20 protein-coding genes are annotated in these 22,010 nt (G+C 43.8%); 13 read left to right on the top strand and 7 right to left on the bottom strand.

Going from position 1 to position 22,010, the window contains the following annotated elements:
* Window positions 1–29 precede the first annotated feature (29 nt).
* Window positions 30–848 carry a DUF72 domain-containing protein gene (locus tag M0N77_RS00190; protein WP_353102431.1) on the top strand — a complete coding sequence of 273 codons (819 nt, stop codon included), beginning with the start codon at window positions 30–32 and terminating at the stop codon, window positions 846–848.
* A gap of 333 nt (window positions 849–1,181) precedes the next feature.
* Here M0N77_RS00190 and M0N77_RS00185 read toward each other — a convergent pair whose 3' ends face one another.
* Complete coding sequence (locus M0N77_RS00185) at window positions 1,182–1,811, bottom strand: superoxide dismutase (protein WP_353102429.1); 630 nt, start codon at window positions 1,809–1,811, stop codon at window positions 1,182–1,184.
* A 448-nt stretch (window positions 1,812–2,259) separates the two neighbouring features.
* On the opposite strand from M0N77_RS00185, the gene rdgB reads away from it, so the two are divergent.
* The 6 genes from rdgB (at window position 2,260) to M0N77_RS00155 (ending at window position 9,753) form a co-directional block, all read left to right on the top strand.
* Entirely contained in the window at window positions 2,260–2,919 is a 660-nt protein-coding gene (gene rdgB / locus M0N77_RS00180; protein ID WP_353105532.1) for an RdgB/HAM1 family non-canonical purine NTP pyrophosphatase, read from the top strand.
* A gap of 344 nt (window positions 2,920–3,263) precedes the next feature.
* Window positions 3,264–4,604 carry a trigger factor gene (gene tig, locus M0N77_RS00175; protein ID WP_353102427.1) on the top strand — a complete coding sequence of 447 codons (1,341 nt, stop codon included), beginning with the start codon at window positions 3,264–3,266 and terminating at the stop codon, window positions 4,602–4,604.
* Window positions 4,605–4,927: 323 nt separating this feature from the next.
* Window positions 4,928–5,620: an ATP-dependent Clp endopeptidase proteolytic subunit ClpP gene (gene clpP / locus M0N77_RS00170; RefSeq protein WP_371834178.1), complete on the top strand. Its 693-nt coding sequence runs from the start codon at window positions 4,928–4,930 to the stop codon at window positions 5,618–5,620.
* A 97-nt stretch (window positions 5,621–5,717) separates the two neighbouring features.
* Window positions 5,718–6,995 (top strand): ATP-dependent Clp protease ATP-binding subunit ClpX, encoded by a 1,278-nt coding sequence (gene clpX, locus M0N77_RS00165; protein WP_353102425.1) that lies wholly within the window; start codon window positions 5,718–5,720, stop codon window positions 6,993–6,995.
* A gap of 292 nt (window positions 6,996–7,287) precedes the next feature.
* Window positions 7,288–8,334: an SDR family NAD(P)-dependent oxidoreductase gene (locus tag M0N77_RS00160; protein ID WP_353102424.1), complete on the top strand. Its 1,047-nt coding sequence runs from the start codon at window positions 7,288–7,290 to the stop codon at window positions 8,332–8,334.
* Window positions 8,335–8,745: 411 nt separating this feature from the next.
* Window positions 8,746–9,753: a c-type cytochrome gene (locus M0N77_RS00155; RefSeq protein ID WP_353102422.1), complete on the top strand. Its 1,008-nt coding sequence runs from the start codon at window positions 8,746–8,748 to the stop codon at window positions 9,751–9,753.
* A 107-nt stretch (window positions 9,754–9,860) separates the two neighbouring features.
* Here the strand turns inward: M0N77_RS00155 and M0N77_RS00150 are convergent, their stop codons facing one another.
* The 3 genes from M0N77_RS00150 to argS form a co-directional block, all read right to left on the bottom strand.
* Complete coding sequence (locus M0N77_RS00150) at window positions 9,861–10,955, bottom strand: PTS sugar transporter subunit IIC (RefSeq protein ID WP_353102421.1); 1,095 nt, start codon at window positions 10,953–10,955, stop codon at window positions 9,861–9,863.
* Between the two features lie 143 nt (window positions 10,956–11,098).
* Window positions 11,099–11,902: an SPOR domain-containing protein gene (locus M0N77_RS00145; RefSeq protein ID WP_353102420.1), complete on the bottom strand. Its 804-nt coding sequence runs from the start codon at window positions 11,900–11,902 to the stop codon at window positions 11,099–11,101.
* A gap of 233 nt (window positions 11,903–12,135) precedes the next feature.
* Window positions 12,136–13,965 (bottom strand): arginine--tRNA ligase, encoded by a 1,830-nt coding sequence (gene argS, locus M0N77_RS00140; protein ID WP_353102418.1) that lies wholly within the window; start codon window positions 13,963–13,965, stop codon window positions 12,136–12,138.
* 353 nt (window positions 13,966–14,318) lie between these two features.
* On the opposite strand from argS, the gene M0N77_RS00135 reads away from it, so the two are divergent.
* Window positions 14,319–14,537 (top strand): DUF2788 domain-containing protein, encoded by a 219-nt coding sequence (locus M0N77_RS00135; protein WP_353102417.1) that lies wholly within the window; start codon window positions 14,319–14,321, stop codon window positions 14,535–14,537.
* Between the two features lie 24 nt (window positions 14,538–14,561).
* A complete protein-coding gene (locus M0N77_RS00130; protein ID WP_353102415.1) occupies window positions 14,562–14,780 on the top strand; it encodes a DUF2788 domain-containing protein in 219 nt (72 codons plus the stop codon).
* Here M0N77_RS00130 and M0N77_RS00125 read toward each other — a convergent pair.
* The 3 genes from M0N77_RS00125 to cmoA form a co-directional block, all read right to left on the bottom strand.
* Window positions 14,772–15,974: a DUF1176 domain-containing protein gene (locus M0N77_RS00125; protein ID WP_353102413.1), complete on the bottom strand. Its 1,203-nt coding sequence runs from the start codon at window positions 15,972–15,974 to the stop codon at window positions 14,772–14,774. The two genes, M0N77_RS00130 and M0N77_RS00125, sit on opposite strands and share 9 nt — an antisense overlap.
* A gap of 36 nt (window positions 15,975–16,010) precedes the next feature.
* A complete protein-coding gene (gene cmoB, locus M0N77_RS00120; RefSeq protein WP_353102411.1) occupies window positions 16,011–17,054 on the bottom strand; it encodes a tRNA 5-methoxyuridine(34)/uridine 5-oxyacetic acid(34) synthase CmoB in 1,044 nt (347 codons plus the stop codon).
* 141 nt (window positions 17,055–17,195) lie between these two features.
* Window positions 17,196–18,017 (bottom strand): carboxy-S-adenosyl-L-methionine synthase CmoA, encoded by an 822-nt coding sequence (cmoA, locus tag M0N77_RS00115; protein ID WP_353105530.1) that lies wholly within the window; start codon window positions 18,015–18,017, stop codon window positions 17,196–17,198.
* A 262-nt stretch (window positions 18,018–18,279) separates the two neighbouring features.
* Between cmoA and msrA the strand changes: the two genes are divergently transcribed.
* From msrA to M0N77_RS00095, 4 genes are all read left to right on the top strand, one after another.
* Complete coding sequence (msrA, locus tag M0N77_RS00110; protein WP_353102409.1) at window positions 18,280–18,801, top strand: peptide-methionine (S)-S-oxide reductase MsrA; 522 nt, start codon at window positions 18,280–18,282, stop codon at window positions 18,799–18,801.
* A 158-nt stretch (window positions 18,802–18,959) separates the two neighbouring features.
* Complete coding sequence (tmpT, locus tag M0N77_RS00105) at window positions 18,960–19,616, top strand: thiopurine S-methyltransferase (protein ID WP_353102407.1); 657 nt, start codon at window positions 18,960–18,962, stop codon at window positions 19,614–19,616.
* A gap of 38 nt (window positions 19,617–19,654) precedes the next feature.
* Complete coding sequence (locus M0N77_RS00100; protein ID WP_353102405.1) at window positions 19,655–20,368, top strand: DUF1499 domain-containing protein; 714 nt, start codon at window positions 19,655–19,657, stop codon at window positions 20,366–20,368.
* Between the two features lie 158 nt (window positions 20,369–20,526).
* Complete coding sequence (locus M0N77_RS00095; RefSeq protein ID WP_353102403.1) at window positions 20,527–21,969, top strand: lytic murein transglycosylase; 1,443 nt, start codon at window positions 20,527–20,529, stop codon at window positions 21,967–21,969.
* Window positions 21,970–22,010 lie beyond the last annotated feature (41 nt).

The following is a 22,010-nucleotide window of genomic DNA, read 5'->3' as shown; positions in this document are numbered from 1 at the left end:
CATAATAAGAAGGGTTAATAATAGTCGTTATGAATACTGATTCTACTCCGCGTATTTATCTAGGCACGGGCGGTTATAGCGATACCGATCTATTGGGCACCCTGTATCCTAAGGGCACCAAAAAGAGCGACTTCTTACGTGAGTACGCTAAGCAATACGGCGCGGTGGAGATTAATAGCACTTTTTATGCGCCTATTGGTCAAAAGGCCTTTGCTGGTATGGTCAATAAAGCTTATGTGCAAGCCGATAGCGAGCTGAAGTTTGCGGTCAAGCTGCATCAAGACTTTACTCATGCTAGGAAAGGCACAAGCGAGCATGCACAGGCTTTTCTCAATGCTTTAACGCCACTGATTGAAGCCGCTGCTTTAGCGCCCTTATTACTCCAATTTCCGCACGGTTTTGATCGCACTCGTGAGCACAGGCTATATCTAGCCAATTTGGTAAGCTGGTTTGGCGATTATCCGCTAGCGGTTGAGTTTCGTCATAACGCTTGGCACACGCCGCAAGTCATCGATAGCTTTAAAGAGCAAGGTTTGATTTGGTGTAGCGTCGATTATCCCAAAGTCAGCGGTCTACCGCCATCAAGGCTGATATTCACCCAGCGTACCGGTTATCTGCGGATGCACGGCAACAATCTGAACTGGTGGGATGCGATGAGCGCCGCCGACCGCCATGATTATCGTTATAGCGAGACGGAAATGCAGGACTGGGCACAAGCGATTGCCAATCAACGTCAGCATTTTGATACGCTGTATATCTTCTTTCAAAATACCGTCAATGCCCATGCTTATTATAATATTGCGATGTTGAGAGAAGCTTTAAGCGCGTATAACTTTGAGGTTTTGTAATCTCGTAGGGTGTCGCCTCGCGCACCTTTAGAAACGCAATATGAATGCTCAAGCATTCAACAAATATAATTTGCGTAGGGTGCGGTTAGTTTTATTAAATTCTCGTAGAGAATGCAGGTAAAGCATAACCCACCGTTTTGAAGCTCTAATTAAGTCTAGTAGAAAATCTTATTTAAAGGATTTTTCTTGCAAACCTAACGAAGCAGTGCTCTATTTTTACAGCTTTTAGGTGACGCTGCGCTAACCGCACTCTACAACTACCTCCAAAACCCAGACTAAAAAAAAGGACGCCAAACAGCGTCCCTTTTTTTAAATCAACTACTAAATTAAAAGTTACTCTTCAACACCAGCATCTTGACCTTTATACTTCGCATTCGCGTAGTCCCAGTTCACCAGCTTATCTAGGAACGTATCAACATAATCAGGACGACGGTTACGATAATCGATGTAGTAAGCATGTTCCCACACGTCACAAGTCAATACCGCTACTTTGTCATGCGCAAGTGGGTTATCTGCATCGCTTGTTTTCATGATAGATAGTTTGCCGCCGACTTTATCAGTCACTAGCCATGCCCAACCTGAACCAAATTGCGAAGTTGCTGCGTTTTTGAACTCTTCACGGAACTTATCGTAGCTGCCAAAATCTTCTTCGATTTTGCCTTTTAGATCACCAGTAGGTTCGCCGCCACCATTGTCTGGCGTCATGCAGTTCCAATAGAATGTGTGGTTCCAAACTTGCGCCGCTTGGTTAAACATAGTCTGTTTGCTATCGTCTTCTGCTGTACCTTTGATAATCTCTGGTAACGTTTTACCCTCGTAGCCTGAACCTGGTAGCAATTCGTTTAGTTTATTCACATAAGCGGCATGATGCTTATCGTGATGATACTCTAGCGTCTCGGCACTGATATGCGGCTCTAGCGCGTCTTTTGCATACGGTAGGTCTGGTAGTTTAATATTTGACATAGTTATTTTATCCTTGCTTGGTTAGTCATCAAATCGTTTATAGTTAATTTTGCGTTGTTGTTGCACTATAAAAGACACTCTAAAGTGCTGGACTAAATTGGCTGAGTTTATTGTTAGTGAATGTGTAAGACAATTGAGCTGACTTATACACTTTATTATAAATACAAAAGTTATAAACCTAAAACAAGCTGAAGCGAAATAATCATAAGCCTCATCACTCTTGAGAGTCACTAAAGCTTCAAACTAACTAGTAGATTCTCAATCGATAAATACTTAATAATAACTTCACTAGCTGTGAGCTATAATTCACTGTAGCTTATGGCGTAGTATAGCAACACTCGCTACAAATATCAGTTACTGAATGTTATAGAGCGTATGATAAATATACGATTGCTTAAAAATAAATTTTAGGAGGTGGAAATACCTTATGAATCATAATAACCCGCAAATGCTTAAAGACACTGTGTCAGCAGTTAAAGAGGGTGAGCAAGTAGAGCAGCAATGGGTGCTGGCGAGCAATAATAAAGGTAAATTAGCTGAGTTTGAGCGGTTATTTGCAGCCGCTAATCTAAACGTTACTATTATTCCTCAAGGTCAATTAAATATAGAGGATGCGGTAGAGGATGGTTTGAGCTTTGTAGAAAACGCTATTATCAAGGCCCGTCATGCGAGCCGTATTAGCAGGCTACCGGCTATCGCTGATGATTCAGGGCTGTGCGTGCCAGCATTGGGCAATGCGCCGGGTATTTATTCAGCGCGCTTTGCTGGCGAGCACGGGAATGATGCCAATAATAACGCTAAGCTAATCAATGATTTGCAGCCTATTCGCGCGCAAAACCGCCTTGATAATAAGGACACGCCGATTAAAGGGATATTTGTTTGTGTTCTAGCCTTCGTGCGTCATGCTGATGATCCGCTACCGATTATCGCGCAAGGATTATGGCAAGGTGAGATTTTAGAGACGCCACATGGCGAGGGTGGTTTTGGTTATGATCCGCTATTTTGGTTACCGGAGCTTGGGGCGACGGCAGCAAGTTTAGATAGCGCTGATAAAAACCGAATGAGCCATCGTGGCCAAGCGATTCGTCAGTTATTGCAGCAATTATGAAAGTATAAAGGGTAGTTTTTGCTAATTTATCACCCAAAGCTAAGGCTAGCCGACAGATAGCTTTTACTTTAATTAGTAGATAGATTATACTGTTCTACTTTTAAATTTTATTGCTGCCCTATTTTTTTTGCCCCTTTTAATTATTAGATAGTGATCAAATTATTTTTAAGAGAGTGGTTATGGCATACGGGCTGCTATAATTGACCTTAGCTGTTGATATTCAAAGCTGATGTCTGCGAAACCCTATTCATTCTAACGGCAATCGATAACCCGTTTATTGCTATCTATTTATAGGTATAAATAAGCGCGATTGGCTATTATTTATCATCAAAGGTGTAATTAACATGGCTACAGATTTGCAAGTCACAACCAACAAGCTCTCTAACAAAGAAACTCAGCTAACGGTTAAAGTTCCTGTCGAAAAAATCCAAAATAAAGTCGAAGGACGTATTCGCCAAGTAGCAAAAACGGCCAAGATTGACGGTTTCCGTAAAGGTAACGTCCCTATGTCGCACATCCGCTCACAGTATGGCGCTGGTATTCAGCAAGAAGTCATCAATGATGTGATCCGCGATACCGTTTTTGAAGCGATCAAATCTGAGGACATCCGCGCCGTTGGTATGCCAAATATCGATGACGTCAAACTAGAAGATGATTTCTTAGTTTATCAAGCGACGGTTGAGATTTTTCCAGAAATCGACGTCCAAGGTATCGATGAGATTGAAGTTGAGCGTCACACCGCGACCGTCAGCGATGAAGATGTCGACACCATGATCGAAAATCTACAAAAGCAGCGCGCTGAGTTCGTTGAGAAAAAAGGCAAAGCGGCAAAAGACAATCAAGTCACTTTTGACTTTGAAGGCTCAATCGATGGTGAGAAGTTTGAAGGCGGATCTGCTGAGGACTTCAAACTCGTTATCGGTAGCGGTCAGATGATTCCAGGATTTGAAGATGGTATCAAAGGCATGAAAGCTGGCGAAGAAAAAGTCATCGATGTCACTTTCCCAGAAGATTATCAAGCTGAGAACTTAGCGGGTAAAGAAGCTCAGTTCAAAATCAACGTAAAATTAGTTGAAAAATCAAAGCTACCTGAGATTGACGAAGAGTTCCTTGAGCTATTTGGCGTAAAAGAGGGCGGCGTTGAGAAGTTAAAAGAAGACGTGCGTAAAAACATGGAACGCGAAATCAAGAACGCCGCGCGTAGCCAAGTCAAGCAAGCGACTTTTGATGCGTTACTAGAAAAGAACGAGTTCGATGTGCCTAACGCTATGCTAGAGCAAGAGATTGATCGTCAGCGCAGCATGATGATGCAGCGTTTTGCTCAGCAGTTTGGTTCAAGTGCTGATAGCTTCGATAAAGATATGCTGCCAAATGAGCTATTTGAAGAACAAGCGCTACGTGCCGCCCGTTTGGGTATCATCGTTGCTCGCGTTATCGATACCAAAGGCTTAGAGGTCGATCAAGATCGCGTTGAGACTTTCATCAAAGAAGCGGCTGAAAACTACGAAGATCCAGCGGAAGTTATTGAATACTACACTAACGATAAGCAGCAACGCGCGAATATCGAATCAGTAGTACTAGAAGATCAAGTGGTTGATTACTTGATTGGACAAGGTAAAGTCACTGAAAAAGAAGTGAGCTATCAAGATTTGCTAGCCGCTCAGCAGCAACAACAAGCTATGTAATAGCTAATTAGCACTTATCAATTAGTTGTAAGATTAAATAGCTGTAAGACAAAGAAAAATGCCTCAACAAATCTTGTTGGGGCATTTTTGTTAGCTGAGTTTGCCATAAGGCTACTTTATGAGCGGTTTTTTATTATCTTTAGCGCTGACCCTTGATAAATGAAGCTATACGCCCTATTAATAGGGAAGAATTTATCATTTGTTACGCTAAGCATTTACTATTACTGACTAAAAAAGTTACTATTACTGCACTTTTTATAACCATCATTACTTTATCTCAATACTTATCCTCCCTACTTTTATTTTAATACTAGGATCTCCCTATGACAGATTATGATCGCATCACTGCCAATCCTCATTTTGATATGCTCATGAGCGCGCACGATAATGTGCAAAGCGCCGCGCAAGCGCCCCAAGCGGCATTAGTGCCGATGGTCGTTGAGCAGTCGGCACGTGGCGAGCGCTCTTTCGATATCTTCTCACGCCTATTACGTGAGCGCGTTATCTTTTTGACCGGTCAAGTCGAAGATCACATGGCGAACTTAATTGTCGCACAGCTGCTATTTTTGGAAGCCGAAAACCCTGACAAAGACATCCATCTGTATATCAATTCGCCTGGTGGTTCGGTCAGTGCTGGTCTCGCTATTTTTGATACCATGAACTTTATCAAGCCAGAAGTCTCAACGATCTGTATGGGCGGCGCTTATAGCATGGGCTCATTCCTACTAGCTGCGGGCGAGAGAGGTAAGCGTTACGCCTTAGCCAACTCTCGGGTGATGATTCATCAGCCTTCAGGCGGCGCACAAGGTCAAGCGACTGATATCGAGATTAATGCGCGTGAAATTTTGAAGACTCGTGCGCGTCTCAATGAGATTTTGGCTGAGCGTACCGGTCAACCCGTAGAGAAAATCGAAAAAGACGTTGAGCGTGATTTTTGGTTAGATGCTCGTGAGGCCAAAGAGTACGGCTTAGTCGATGAAGTCCTAGAGCGTCGCCCTACTGAGCTAAAAAAATAGTCTGTTATTTAGACTATAGCTAAGATAAAGACAATCGCCAAACTTCGTTTACCGCTAAGTTTTAAACCAGAAAAGCAAGATTTTAGGAGTGCCTTATATGGCAAAAGACAAGACCCCGCAGTGTTCATTTTGCGGTAAAGCTAAAAATGAAGTTAAGCAATTAATTGCTGCTGATGATGCCAATATTTGTAATGAGTGTATTGAGCTTTGTACCGATCTGATCGTCGATAGCAGCGATGATAGCGACGATACTGATAGCGATATTGATACTTCATGGATCAATAAAAAACTGCCAACGCCCAAAGAGCTACGCGCCAAACTCGATGATTATGTCATCGGCCAAGACGCGGCCAAAAAAGCCTTGTCGGTCGCGGTTTATAATCATTATAAACGTCTAAAAGTCAGTCAGACTCTAGCCAATGACAAAAGAAAAGCTAAGATTGGCGCGGATGACGCGATGGTTGAATTGGCCAAGAGTAATATCTTGCTTATCGGCCCAACCGGCTCTGGCAAGACCTTATTGGCACAAACGTTAGCGCGACTGCTTGATGTGCCCTTTGCTATGGCTGATGCCACAACTTTGACCGAAGCCGGTTACGTCGGTGAAGACGTTGAAAATATCGTCCAAAAGCTGCTACAAGCCTCAGATTATGACGTTAGCAAAGCTGAGCAAGGCATCATTTATATCGATGAGATCGATAAGATCAGTAAAAAAGGTGAGAATCCGTCTATCACTCGTGATGTGTCAGGCGAAGGCGTACAGCAAGCTTTGCTTAAGCTTATCGAAGGCACGGTTGCTGCTATTCCGCCGCATGGTGGGCGCAAGCATCCGCAGCAAGAACTGATTCAGGTCGATACTAGCAATATTTTGATTATTGTTGGTGGCGCTTTTGCCGGTCTTGATAAAGTCATTCAGCAGCGTACCGAAAAAACCGGTATTGGCTTTAATGCTGATGTCAGCTCCAAAGATGATAGCCGCCGTAGCTCTGAGCTATTGCAGCAAGTAGAGCCTGAGGATTTAATCAAGTTTGGTCTGATTCCAGAGCTTATCGGTCGTCTGCCGGTGCTTGCTGCTCTAGAAGAGCTTGACGAAGAAGCATTGGTACAGATCTTGACTGAGCCTAAAAACGCTTTGGTTAAGCAGTACGAGTATCTATTTGATATGGAAGGCGCGAAGATCACCTTTACGCAAAAAGCGCTAGATGCTATCGCCAAAAAAGCCATGGAGCGTAAAACAGGCGCGCGTGGTCTACGCTCTATCGTAGAGAATGCTTTGCTTGAGACCATGTATGAGCTGCCTTCAATGGAAAACGCTAAGCTAGTCACGGTCGATGATGAAGTAATTAATGAAGGTAAAATACCTAAAATTGCTTAGTTCACGATTTTAGCTTGTAAAAGTTTTAGCTTGTAAAATCTTAGTCTAAAAAAGTGTCTAGCATACTCCATGCTAGACACTTTTTTTATATGTTGAGTTTCTATATTTTACCTCTGATCATCATGTCAGAGCCGCTTATTAGAGTAATAGAATGACAACCGCGTATACCAATGCTATTCGGCGCTGTTACTAAGTCGTGCTAAGCTGTTCTTACTAGGGTCTGTTCAATAGAACCTAGCACGCTATCACCTCATCACCATCGCTCACTTAACATTACAAAGGATTGTTACTTATGTTAACCGCTATGACTTCAATGACCTCGGCTCTACGACAGCACTTACCCGACTCCCTAAAACCCCACTCTAATAATGCTAGTCAGAGCAAAGATATCCGTACTTTTTATAAAGACCACGTGGCCGCTATTACTGGTGCCGGCTCCGGTATGGGTCGCGCGCTTGCCATTCATCTAGCAAAGATGGGCTGTCATCTGGCGTTATCTGATATCAACCATGAGCAACTGGCTGAGACGCAAAAGCTGATCGAGGGCTATGATATCATCAGCACTATTACCGTACTCGATGTCGCTGATAAAGACGCCGTTTATGACTGGGCTGAGAGCGTAATGGCTGATCATGGCAAAGTAAACTTTGTTTTCAATAACGCTGGCGTAGCGCTCTACTCTACTGTCGAAGGGAGCAGTATTGAGGAGCTTGAATGGGTAATGGATATCAACTTTTGGGGAGTGGTCTATGGCACCAAAGCCTTTTTACCACTGATAAAAAACAGCGTTAAGCTTAGCGAGACTGAATCTAGTACTGAGTCTCATACTGCCAAGGCTCATCATAAATCGCGGCAATTCGCTGAGCACGGTCATATCATTAATATCTCAAGCCTATTTGGTCTGACCGCTCAGCCGTCTCAATCTGCTTATAATGCTAGCAAATTTGCAGTACGCGGCTTTACTGAAAGTCTACGTCAAGAGCTAGATATTCAGCGCTGCGGTGTGTCGGCTACCTGCATTCATCCTGGCGGTATCCGTACCAACATTGCCAATAGCGCACGCGGTAATGATAGTATTAGCGAGCTTGGGATGCGCTCTGGCCCAAGCGCTATTAAAAGCTTTAACAAATTCCTAAAGTTTGATGCCAATGACGCCGCTTGGGTCATTTTAGAGGCTGCCGCTACCAATCAGCCTCGTCTACTAATCGGTAATGATGCCAAGATGATAGATGCGGTACAGCGTGCTTTCCCCACCCGCTATAGCAAGATACTTAACGATGTTAATAAGCTGTCTCGCAAACTAAAAAAAAGACGACAGTCAAAGTCCAGTGCTAATTAATAGCGCATAAATTAACTATTAAAGAGCAGTTATTGAGCCACAAAACGCTTGAACTTTAGGGTTTAGGCGTTTTTTTATAAATAAACTTATTATGTTACGCTTAGCTTACTGAATAACGAATACGAACTAGTATGATATACTTTTATATATTTTATTAAGTCATCACTCTTAACTCACTACTTTTAATGAGATGTTTGCTCAGCTTTGTTGAGTAAGTTTTAATGAACTATAACTATCTAAAGTATTTTGGCTCTAAGCGATAAGTCTTAAAGTGTCTAATAATAATACTAGGCCAGACTTCACTTTATAGTAGATGCTTTAGTGTTTTTATAGTCATTACTCTAATCATCTCATTAAAAGTAGTTCATATGTGCGATATCACATATTATTATTTACGATAAGGATATTCCAATGAACAACCTCGCCCTAAAAAAACCATCCGTCCTTATGGTCGCCCTATTAGCAGTTGGCACTTTAGGTCTCACTAGCTGTAGCGATGATAAAAGCGTTAAAGCGACAGATCGGGTTGAAGAAGCAGCCGCTATCGCCCGTGTACAAGGGCTAGAAGCTCGCGCTGAACAATTAAAGGCTCAGATGCCTGCGGGGATGAGTGGGCCTACGGGTACTGAGTTGACCTCCGGCTCTACGGCTAACGCTGATAGCGTAGCTGGCCCTAAGCCTGCTATCAAAATGCCAGATGAGTCTACTATTCCAGATGACGAATACGGCGCGGCGGTTCGCCGAGGCTTGCTACTTGTCAATAACACTTATAAAGAGATGCCAAACAATGTCGGTAATCAGCTCAACTGTACGAGCTTTCACTTAGCCAACGGCTCAGAAGCGTTCGCTGCTCCATGGCAAAATATGCCTAGTATTTATCCTATTTATCGCTCGCGCTCTGGTCGTATCAATACCATTCAAGAGCGTATCAATGGCTGCTTTGAGCGCTCTATGAATGGTAAAGCTTTAGATCTAGGGTCAGATGATATGAATGCTATTGTCTCTTATATGAGCTGGCTATCAAAAGATCTACCCTTTGGTGTCTCTCCTGAAGGACGCGGTTTTGTCAAAGTAGATAAGAGCCTAGAGCCCAATACTGATAATGGCAAAAAGCTATTTGCAGAAAAATGCAGCGTTTGTCATGGCGAGAATGGCGAGGGCCAATATAATGACGATGGCACTTACGTTTTCCCCGCGGTCGCCGGTGACAAATCTTTCAATGACGGTGCTGGTATGGCGCGTACTTATACCGCCGCCTCTTTTATCAAAGGCAAAATGCCCTTTGGTCAAGGCAACACCCTAACCGATCAAGAAGCGGTCGATATCGCTGGCTACTTTACGCACTTGCCGCGTCCGGTAAAAGCTAATAAAGACAAAGACTGGCCTAATGGCGATGCCCCAAAAGATGTGCGTCGTTAATTGCTGCTAGTCAATCCTTAGCATTAAAAATCCTAGTTATTATGCATAGCTGGGATTTTTATTATTGGTTTTTCAGTAAAAATGGCTTGAATGATACAAAATTGGTATTAAGGCAGCTTCATATCACCGGCTACTAGCCAGCCTAACTTTCGCATCAACCAAGCCACCAATCCGGCGATAATTGCTGGCAATACAAACATCAGTAAGATAATTGCTGTCCATAACTGCGTGGTGCTCATTAGCTCTTGTGAGGCCTCAATCACTCCAAATACCCCTACGAGTCCTGCGGTACCCATACCTGCACCCGTAGCGGTGCAAGCTAGCTCAAACACTACTGTGGCGATAGGGCCAACGATAGCGCTAGCAATCACGGCTGGTAGCAAAATAATAGGTTTTTTTAGCACGTTTGGGATTTGAAGCATACTAGTGCCTAATCCTTGTGAGATGACGCCACTAAAGCCATTATCCTTAAAGCTTGCCACTGCAAAGCCAATCATATGCGCCGCGCAGCCTACTACCGCTGCACCTCCTGCCAAGCCGCCAAGCCCAATAGCTATACAGATGGCAGCGCTAGAGGTGGGCAATGTCAGTAAGATACCAACTATCACCGCTATCACGATACCCATTAATAAAGGTTGTAGCTCGGTTGCTGCTTGTATTGCTTGTCCTATGGCATTGACCGCCACTACTACAGGCGGATTTAAAAATGCACAAACCGCCCAAGCCATGGCGCAGACTACTAACGGCACTAGTAAAATATCAAGCCTGGTTTTTCCTGATATCCAAGTACCAGCACGGTAAGCAAATACTGAGGCCAGATAAGCGCCAATAGGATTACCTGGCAAAGCCAAAAATGTCGCAGGTCCCGTTTCTTGGGCGATAAATAAAGTCCCTGCCATAAATGCTTCGGTATGCGCGCCAAGCATCCCTGCTACCAAACAGCTGAGCATCACCAAAGTTGGCGCTTTTAGATAATAGGCAATACCGACCCCGATACCCGCGCCCATTAATACTGAGGCAAGCTTACCGATAGCCATGAGCGCTGGAATCTGTAACCAGCCGCCAATCTGCGAGATAATAAGTCCAGCAATTAGCGTCACAAACAACCCTAACGCCATACCCGTAAAGGCATCAATAAAATACTTTTGAAAAAACGATTTAATCATTCCAGTAGGAGCTACGGTAGTATCGGCTGAATTCATGGTTATGCTCTTAGTAGGCGTTTGATAATTTGGTTTTGATAGGACTTATTCATTATGCCGCTTTATAAAGGACTCAAGCTATCAAAAAAATAGCATAAAAAAAGCGTCGTAGTGACGCTTCTTTCAAAAATATAACTATAAGCTTAACGGCGCTGCTCAACGATAATAGAATCGATGCCGTTGTTCTGTAGACGCTGCTGGGCATTAGCGACCGCCTGACGATTATTCATCGGCCGTGAGATAACCTGATAAATAGGTAAACCATTACCAGTCGTGTTTTTTACCACTCTAGCATCTACCCCTGCCATCAATACTTGCGCGCGGCGACGATCCGCCTCATCAGCATCACCGAAACTATTGATTTGCAAAATATAAGTGGCGGGCTGCGCTTTTTGTACATTAGCCGTGCCGCTACCAGCAGCGGTATTAGTACTATTAGCTCTCTCATTAGCTGTAGGCGCTGTACCATCATAGGTCGCATTTTCTTCTACAATAGTAATCTCATTATCCGTATTGGCTGCTGCATTATTATCGTTGCTAGGCTGAATAGTCGTGCTTTCAGAGATGCCAAAATTGCTATCATTACTATTACTAGTCTCAGGCTGGGTGACCACTACATCCGCTTCAAAATCATTAATACCGTTTAAGCTATCATTATCTAGCTCGCCAATATCTTCATCCGGAATAGTCGCCATCTCTTGATTAGGCAAAATGTCATAAAACTCATAATCAGCATTATCAGTGTCAGTCTCCACTCGCGGCTCCACCTGACGATTGGGATCGTTAGCAATCTGGCTATCTGCAGGGCTAAAATTAAACAATGGTGAGAGATATAAAAACACTCCAATCATCAGCGTCAATACCGCGCCAACGAACATCCACAATAAGCCTGATACGCTACTTTTTTTGCGTTTTTCAGTGGCACCTTTCGGTTTTTTGGCTAACACGGACTTTCTCCCTACCTTTCTATTAATCTGCTTATCTAGTGAGCGACATCAGCCTAAATTATAATATCAAATGCAGGCTACCTAGCCCCTTTATAGGTCTTTATAGCCTTCATTTCAATAGCCCCCTTGATACTATGCGTTACTAGACGTTTATAGCAACTAACAACTATAGCAACTAACCATTTTGGCTATCAGCACCAAAGGGTATAAATGCTACAGGATATCAATCTAGACTACATACTAGTCGGTGCTGATAGACCCAATAAATTTAGCCCATTGGTCAATACTTGCCCGACCGCTTTCGATAAACGTAGGCGAGCTTGCATCATATTGACTTCATCCTGACTTGGCGTCTCCCCTGAGGTTAAGCTCACCGGCAAGATACGATTGCTATCATACCAACCGTGGAATAAGGCCGCTAACTCTTTTAGATAGTTAGTCAAGATATGCGGCTCGTAGCCAGTTGCCGCGCGCAATAAAGTAGCTGGATAAGCGCCTAAAAGCTTAATCAGCTCTTCTTCGCTGGCAGCGGTTAGTAAGTTTTGCTGAGCTGCACCAACAGCATCATCAACGCTCATACCGCTAGCTGCTAGCTTCTCAAGCACTCTACAAGAGCGAGCATGAGCATACTGGATGTAATAAACCTGATTGTCTTTGCTTTGCGACTTAGCAAGCTCTAGATCAAAGTCGACATGTACCTCAGGCTTACGCGCTACATAATAAAAGCGCGCTGCATCATTACCGACCTCAGAGCGTAATTCACGCAAAGTCACAAACTCCCCTGAGCGCGAAGACATCGGTACTTTTTCATCACCGCGCCATAGCGCCACAAACTGCACTAACACCACATCCAAACGCTCGGCATCAATGCCTAACGCTAATAGTGCCGCTTTGACTCGTGGCACATAGCCATGATGATCCGCACCCCAAACGTTAATGACTTTATCAAAACCGCGATCGAATTTATTTTTATGATAAGCGATATCAGAGGCAAAATAAGTGCTTTGTCCATTAGCCCGGCGCACTACTCGATCTTTTTCATCACCAAAATCGGTCGATCTAAACCAGATATTGCCCTCTTTCTCGTACAGATAGCCTTTGTCATCTAATATCTGTAGTACTGGTTCGATCTCATCGGCTATCGATCTTTCACTAAACCAGCATTCATAATGCACACCAAAATCGTTTAGATCATCTTTGATATCGGCTAAAATACCACTCAAAGCGGCGTTTAAAAACAGCTGATAGCTCTCACCTAATAGCGCTTTACTATTAGCAATCAGGCCATCGATATGCGCCTCTTTATCACCCGATACTAGCTCTTTTTCGCCTTTTGCAGTGATGGTATATTCGGCATCTGCTGGCACATCCAAAGCGATCTGCTCAAAGGTATGCACGTAGCTATCGCCATACTGAGTCTTTAGGGTCTCAGCGATATCACTAACATAATCGCCCTTATAAGCATTGGAAGGGAAAACAACGGCCTCATTATTAACCTGCAAGTAGCGCAAATAAGTACTAGTCGCTAGAATGTCCATCTGCCGGCCGGCGTCATTGACATAGTATTCGCGCGTAACGTCATAACCCACAGCTTCGAGCAAGTTTGCCACACTCATACCAAAGGCGGCACCGCGACCATGACCGACATGCAGGCTTGAGGTGGGATTGGCTGAGACAAATTCGACCTGTACTTTTTGATTGGCAAATTTATCACTAAGACCAAAGCGCTGCTGCTTAGCAAAGATCTCTTCTAACACCGCAAACTTAGCATCCGAATTCAAAAATACGTTGATAAATCCGGGACCAGCGATATCGACTTGGCGAATGTTTTGATTATCAGGCAAAGCTTTGACGATTTGCTCAGCCAAAGCACGAGGATTGGTTTTGGCGACTTTAGCTGCACTTAGCGCAATATTACTAGCAAAATCACCGTGACTAAGATCTTTAGTACGGGTAATCTGGCTGTTATTTTGCCAATCGGCAGGCAGGATACCATCTTGTTTTAGAGTTTGAATGGCCTCTTCAAACAGGGCAGCTAAAGTATCTATTTGGGCTTGTGACATAAGGGTATAAACTCATAAATAAGTCGAAAAAGTGATAACCCGTAAATATAACAATCTTTGGGCCTTATTGCATCATTATTGATAAAAATAGCGTTAAACTTGCTTTATTGACTTGATATATGACTTATCAAAGTGGTTGTGATGTATGGTTTGATTGTGTTTGGTATCTCTTAGTTATTGACCCTAGCTATTGAGCTGAGGTTTATTTATCGGCGATGGCTTAGCGCTGCTGATGACCCCATAGTCGCGCTGAATGTATTATTACTGTCATATTAATGAGCTTAGACATTCATATCAAAACGGTTCCACGTTATAATACAGCCTCTATTTTGTTGCAAATTAAGGACAGAATCATGTTCGCTATCGCCGCGAGTACGATTACTAATTGGGGACTATACATCCTTTTGCCGATATTTATCGCGTTCTTATTTTTTATTATGTTTGATATCTCCAAAAAATCAAACGCTGGGCGCGCCGGTACTTTCTGGATATTTTTAGCTTTGGGTGCAGGTTTTATGGGTTTTTTACTCAAACTACTACTCGAAGTTGCCTTCAAAAAGTGGCTGATATAACTACTAACTTACCGAGAACAGGCTATGTTTGCTATTGCTGCTAGTACCATTACCAATTGGGGTTTGTACGTTCTACTGCCCATTTTTATTGCCTTTTTATTCTTTATTATTTGGGACGTCTCTAAGCAATCACAGTCTGGACGCGCTGGTACTTTTTGGACTTTCTTAGCACTTGGTGCTGGTTTTGTAGGTTTTTTAATCAAAATTATTATGGAAGTCGCTTTTAATAAGTGGCTAATTTAATTTATCGTCAGTTATTTTTATCACTTCACTGACATAAGCGGGTATCTGCCAAGCGCCGCCTGCTTCTATTAAACGGCATAACCCAGTGGTTTTCTCACTAGCCAAAGCGAAATCTTTACCCTCCCAAACCCAACTTTTCATCGACCAACAGTCCCCTAATCCTCGGCCTTTATGCGCGGCGAATATCTCACCTTCGGCATAAGAAGAGCCGGATAAAGTAATCAGCTTGGGCTTGGCGGGTTTATCGTTATCAATGAGCCAATAGCCAGTACCAAAGTTATAAGCTCCTGTCCAGCAAGGGTGACTGGCTAAGGTATGTTTACTATCGATTGGCGTAAAGCGCCAGACTTTATCTTCTTTATCAAACCAATCCTGATCTGAGCTTAGTATGTTACAGTCCTCGCGCCTCTCAGCATCGAGGCTAGCTATACTAGCCTTGACCCACCCCGTCATTTTGCTTTGCCATTGCTTATCATAACGTTCGCTTAATCGCTGATAAAACTTCTGCTCATCAGACCTTTTAGCAGCCTTATCAGTAACCGTGTCATACTCAGCGATAGGATAAGTCTCTGCCGCATAAATCTTAGGTAGCGCCTTTGCTGGTTTTAGATTTTGACGATTAGGATTGTGTTTACTAACTAAAGCGGATGGCGTGCCTACTCGGCCTTGCACTTCATCTAGCTTTAATAACACAGCGGCCATACCGATATCGGATATCTGCCAGCGATAATCGCCAATTCTAAATTCTATTTTAGTAGGCTTTCGAGCGTTATCGATAAGCAGCTTGGTTTGCGCAGTCGTCAATACGCCTCGACCCCTCTCCTCTGTATTTAATGGTACTTTGCCAAAGTATTTATCATTAAGCCACAACTCAACTTGACGGTTTTGCGCCTGCATTTGATCTTCTACCGCTTTAGCATCGTCCCAGTAGTTCAGCACCACTTGCGTAGTGGGTAGCTTCTCGCCTGCCGGCAGGGTCATCATAATGCTGCCCCGTAGCTCTGCAATCTCGCTACTGTAGCCCGCCGCTCGGCAAGTCAAGGTATTGTCACAGACCAGCTGCCAATCCTCGCTGACAAAGCCGCTGCCCTCGAATGGGTCACCATAAGCCGCTAGCACTGGTAGCGAAAGCAAACTAACAGCGCTCACTAACAATGGTTTTATCAGCGTTGGTACATATATCGATATTTTCATAGCGTCTCGTCCGTGAGAATAAGGTAAAGCTAAAAGCTACCTTTTAGCGATAATAGTGGCGCGCTTTGGTGCCGGATAACCTTCAATGGTTTTAGTACAGTCATTAGGATCAAGGAAATCACTCAGCGATTGATACGTCATCCACTCGGTCGCTCGCTGTTCCTCTATCGTGGTGACATCAACATCGACGCAACGCACCTCCTTGAAACCAACCTTTTTGAGCCAGCCTACTAAAGCATCTACTGAAGGCAAAAAATATACATTATTCATCTGCGCATATCTATCATGGGGCACTAGTACCGTATTGGCATCACCATCAATCACTAAAGTCTCAAGCACTAGCTCGCCTCCTTTGATCAGCTGTCCACGCAGCTGCTGTAAGTGCTCAAACGGTGATTGGCGATGATAAAGCACCCCCATACTAAACACCATATCAAACAGCTGACTGCCTTGGTCGCTACTGGCAGGCAACGCCTCTAACGGCACCGGAATATAGTGCGTTCGATAGTTGTCAGCATTGCCAACAAAATGCCTAATCGCCATAAATTGATGATAAAACAAACAAGACGGATCGACAATGATTACCGTCTCTGCGCCCGCGCCTGCCATGCGCCAACCATGATAACCCGAGCCGCCGCCAACATCCAAAACGCGTCTGCCCTTCAACGGACTCAAATGCGGCGCTACCCGCTCCCACTTCCAATCGCTATGCCACTCGGTATCTATGCTAATCCCTGACTCATCGTTACCAATCTGCTTTCCAATATAAAAGGGCCCTTTGCGCCACGGCATTAGCTGCTTGAGTAGCGCTAAAGTTTGCTTGCGCTCAGAGTTACTTAGCTGAGCGTTAATAGTAATAGCCGCGCCATTTAAATCGACACTATCAGCGCTAATAGTAGGTAGTCTTGCTACTGATGCTTGATAGGCTGGTGCATGCGCATAATTACGCTTGTCCTTGATGGCCGTTAGCCAATTGGGTAATAGCGCGAGCCAGTCATAAGCTATCGGCTGGGTCTCAGCGATGGTCAATAAGGTTAAGTACAGTTCACGTTCAGCATTGATAATAGTATCGTTGATCATAAGTGTTTTAATTTTCGTTGATTTGAATTTGGGTGAATAATAGTTAAGATAATAAAAAGATTAGCCTCAAGCTTAGCGTTCTTTAATAGTCGTGAAATTTGCAGGGCATGGGTTATTTATTTTTAAATGTTGGGTAAAATCCTACTTAAACCCCACCACAGAAACAAAGTTCAAAAACTGAAACCAAGTCAAATGCCGCGCAAACCCTACCTGCGATAGCCTTTCGTGATGCTGATCTAAAGTGTCGGTAATCAGCACATTCTCAAGCGCGTTACGTTTACCGCTAATCTCCATCTCGCTATAGCCGTTAGCGCGTTTAAAGTCATAATAACGCTCGACTAGCCAAGCATCATACTGCTCATCTATAGCGTGAGTCTTTTCGGTTAAGACTAAGATGCCGCCCTCGGTTAGCGCGTTATAAATCTTTTTTAGCACCGCTACTCTATCTTCAGTAGGCAAAAATTGCAGCGTTAAATTCAAGATCACCATATCGCAAGGCTCAAGCTCAATATCACGAATATCGGCGGTGATCACTTCAATATCATGCTGCGGATAATTATCCTTGAGTAAAGTGGCAGCCTCAGAAGTCATCGCCGGCGAGATATCTATCGCCTTAATCTGTAAGTCTTGCGCCGCAAACTCGCCCGCCAGCGCCATCGTCGCACCGCCAAGCGAGCAGCCCAAATCATAAATACGGCTGACGCGTTGGCCATCATTATTTTGCTGACGATACTTGCAGTGACGCCGCGCAAAAATCGGCAGCATCGCTAGCACTTGCCCGTAGCCCGGTACACTGCGGCGAATCATGTCAGGGAAACAGGCAACCACTTGCTCATCAAAGGAGAAGCGCGCCACTTTATCTAATGGCGTGGTAAAAGGCTTATCAAACAAGGTATCGTGTTTGACTGAGTTCTGTTTGTGCGCATCATGTTCAATATCGGTAGCTTGCCTAGCTTGTTGCATAGCTTGTTGCACAGCTTCTGAGGTTGATTTAGTGGAATTCATAGCATAACTCTTTTGGACGATGACTTTCATCATTAGATTGACAGCGGTTTTGATAGCACTGCCTTTAGCAAAAGCTCATTATAACATTACCGTTTGTTACTCAGGATTAAAGACACAATTGTTATGCTAAATAGGTAGAATTAAGCTAACTAGAACGTTTAGCAAAATCAGCTTAGTTTCATTTGTTAATAAGTAAGTATTTATAATAATAGGAAAAATTATGCAAACTATCATCTTAGGCGGTGGCTGCTTTTGGTGCACCGAATCCGTGTTTTTATCTCTAAAAGGCGTTGAGTCCGTCGTTTCAGGCTATATGGGCGGTGAGGCAGAAACAGCCAATTACCAAGCGGTCTGTAGTGGTAATAGCGGTCACGTTGAAGTCATCAAAGTCGAATTTGATGAACAAACCTTGCCATTAGAAGTGCTACTCGATGTATTCTTTGGTACTCACGATCCCACCACAAAAGATCGTCAAGGCAATGATGTCGGTAGCCAATATCGTAGCATCGTGTATTACACTGACGAAGATCAAAAACCCACGATTGATCGCACTATTAATAAGCTGCGTGATATGGGATTAAACGTCGTTACCGAAGTGCATCCTGCCGTAGAGTTTTATCGCGCAGAAGAAGCACATCAAGACTTCTTTAATCGCAATCCTGGTCAAGCCTACTGTAACTTCGCTATTCCACCAAAGCTTGCCAAACTACGTAAAGAATTTAGCGAATACATGGTCAGCTAATAACGCTGTTGAGGCATTAACCATAATTAATCTTGCAATAGTAAGCCAAGTGATTATTCTCTTGGCTTTTTTGTGGCTATTGACGTTATGATAACTAGCAATAGTAAGCATTTATTTGATTACAGATTATTTATGATAAAAATTTTGAGGGTAATAGTATGAAGGCTGAATTTTGGCAAGAGCGCTGGCAACAAGGTCGTATCGGTTTTAACCAGCCTACAGTCAATCCGCTGTTAATCCACTACTTTAATCAATTAAAGCTAAAAAAGGGCAGCCGAGTATTGGTGCCCTTAGCTGGCAAGTCCATCGATATGCTATGGTTGGCTCAGCAAGGCTATGAAGTCATAGGCATAGAGTTGGTAGAATCAGCAGTAATAGAGTTCTTTGCCGAGCAAAATAGTGCTGTCACTATCACTCAACCTACTAAAGACTCTTCAATAAAAAATTATCAGGGTCAGCTAGCAGGACAAACGATTAGCTTGTGGGCGGCAGATATTTTTGCGCTAAGTGCTACTGATATCGGTGCTATTGATGCAGTTTATGATAGAGCGGCGCTGATAGCCATGCCGCCAGAGATGCGCCCAAGCTATAGCGAGCAAGTCATAAGCCTTAGCGATAACGCGCCGCAATTAGTACTAACTCTCAATTATCAGCAAAATGAGCGCGCTGGGCCACCTTTCTCTATTAACTCTACAGACATTGAGCGTTATTATGGCGCTCATTATTCAATCAAACCATTAGCACAAAAGCCTGCTACCTTAAACGCTGCTCCAGATCTCACGGTCACTGAGTCAGTTTGGCTATTAACTCCTTAAACTACTGGCTAATTGGCCTATAAAAATAGAGAAACTACATGAAAATATTGGTGAGCTTAGTTAGCCTAGCTGCTTTTTTACTAGTGACTCTGCCCGGTCCGCTTTATAAATTCGCTATTATCGACTTAGCTACTGCGTTTTCAGGCTTTAAATATGCGGTTATTACTGGTGTCGCCGCGCTAATCTTACTTATTATCCAAGCACTATTCAAACGTCAAACCATTAGCTTTGCTAGTGCAGGATTAGCGGTGTTTTTCTCTCTTATTGCCATAGTTATGCCGCTTAAGATGATGAACACCGCAAAAAACGTACCAGCCATTCATGACATCTCAACCGATATGACTACGCCGCCTGAGTTTGTGGCGATTGCTCCGCTTCGCGTCAATGCTCCTAATCCTGTGGCGTATGCCGGCGCTAAGACTGCCGAGCAGCAAAGCAAAGCCTATCCTAAGCTGCAAACTCTGACTTATACGCAATCGAAAGCAGAGTTGGTGACCGCTATTGAGCAAGCCGCCGATAATTTGGGCTGGCAATTAGTCAACACTGATAAAAATGCAGGTCTAGTAGAAGCCACCGATGCAACGCTATGGTTTGGCTTTAAGGACGATATTGTCGTACGCGTAGAAGATAATGGCAACGAGCGCTTAGTGGATATCCGTAGTAAGTCGCGTATAGGGAGCAGCGATTTGGGTAAGAATGCCGAGCGTATTCATGGTTTTATTAAGGAGTTGAATAAGGTTTTGGGGGAATGATCACTTAATCTTATTCAGACCCACTCATAACCTCTCTCATACGTCAGCTTATAGTAACCAAGACCTTCGATAGCTTTTCTTTAGAGTAGATATTAGTTACTCTAAATCAATCTTTAATACTATTGCTGATCTTGCCACTACTTTTATAGGATATCTTTATGCATCTAAATACCCTCTCTACTCTCTCCTTACTGACGGCTGCCATTAGTTTTGGTTTAGCTAGTACCGCTCAAGCTGCTAAGCCAGAAGCCCCCTACTTATCCAACAGTGAATTTCAACAGTGTTTGGATGGTCTAAAAAACTCTAGTAAGTTTCGCGGCGTAGATAGCTATACTTTTAACAATTATCGTCCAAGCCAGCCTGATCCGAGCGTTATTCAATCGCTCAATTATCAGCCAGAATTTCAAAAAGATGTTTGGGATTACCTGTCAGCTCTTGTAGACAAAGAGCGTGTCGAAGACGGTATCCGTGCTAAACGGCAATGGGGCGACACCCTACGTCAAATAGAATCACGCTATGGTGTCAAGCCTGAGCACGTGTTAGGAGTCTGGGGCGTCGAATCCAACTTTGGACAGACCTTAGGTAAAAAACCACTCTTTGAATCGCTTGCTACCCTCTCCTGTTTTGATCGTCGTCAAAGCTACTTTCAAGGAGAGTTTGCTAATGCACTAAAGATTGTGCAGCGCGGTGATATCGCACCTAGTGACATGGCCGGCTCATGGGCGGGAGCTTTTGGACAAACCCAGTTTATGCCCAGCACCTTTTTAGAATTAGCCGTGGATTTTGATGGTGATGGTCGTCGCGATCTCGTTAATAGTGTGCCCGATGCGCTAGCTTCAACGGCTAATTTTTTGGATAACCGTGGTTATCGGACCGGTGAGCCTTGGGGTTATGAGGTAAGACTACCAGATGGTTACTGGGCCGCTTCAGACCGCAAAAACAAAAAGTCGATAAGCCATTGGCGAGATCAAGGCTTAACCTTGGCTAATGGTAGTCCGCTACCTTATGACTTAAGCAGTGCTGGCTTGTTATTACCCGCTGGCAAAGACGGTCCGGCTTTCTTGGTTGGCAAAAACTTCGATACTTTTTATTCTTACAATGCTTCTGAGAATTACGCCTTAGCCATTGCCCATTTATCTGACTTAATTGCTCGCGAGGATAGCAGCAAGACGGACTTTATTACCGCTTGGCCGACAAACGATCCGGGTATCAGCCGTCAACAAGCCAAAGATATTCAGCAAGCTTTATTAGATGCAGGCTATGATATTGGTGAAGTCGATGGCATCATTGGGGATAATACTCGTAGCGCTATTCGGCAATATCAAACCAGTCGCGGTATATTCCCAGCCGATGGACGTGCTGGTCAAAACTTTTATCGTTTAATTACCCAAAATAGCGCTCAAGGTTCTAGCTCTATTCGACCCTCAAACCCCGCCTCTACCGATCGTATGGGTCAGCTGATTCAACAGCGACAAACGGCTACGCCTAACGTCTATTCGTCTGAGCCTTCGGTACAAAGAACAGTGCAGCCTGCTAGCAATGTTCGCTATCGCAGAGTTACTACTAGTGATGGCAGCGTGCGTTTAGAAAGAATTAACTAAATCTTCTTGTCCATTAAAGCGAATAGTTTTGAATAAAACAG

This window comes from Psychrobacter sp. AH5 (assembly GCF_040371085.1).
Lineage (GTDB): Bacteria > Pseudomonadota > Gammaproteobacteria > Pseudomonadales > Moraxellaceae > Psychrobacter.
This window is presented reverse-complemented; position numbering and strand designations above follow the sequence as displayed.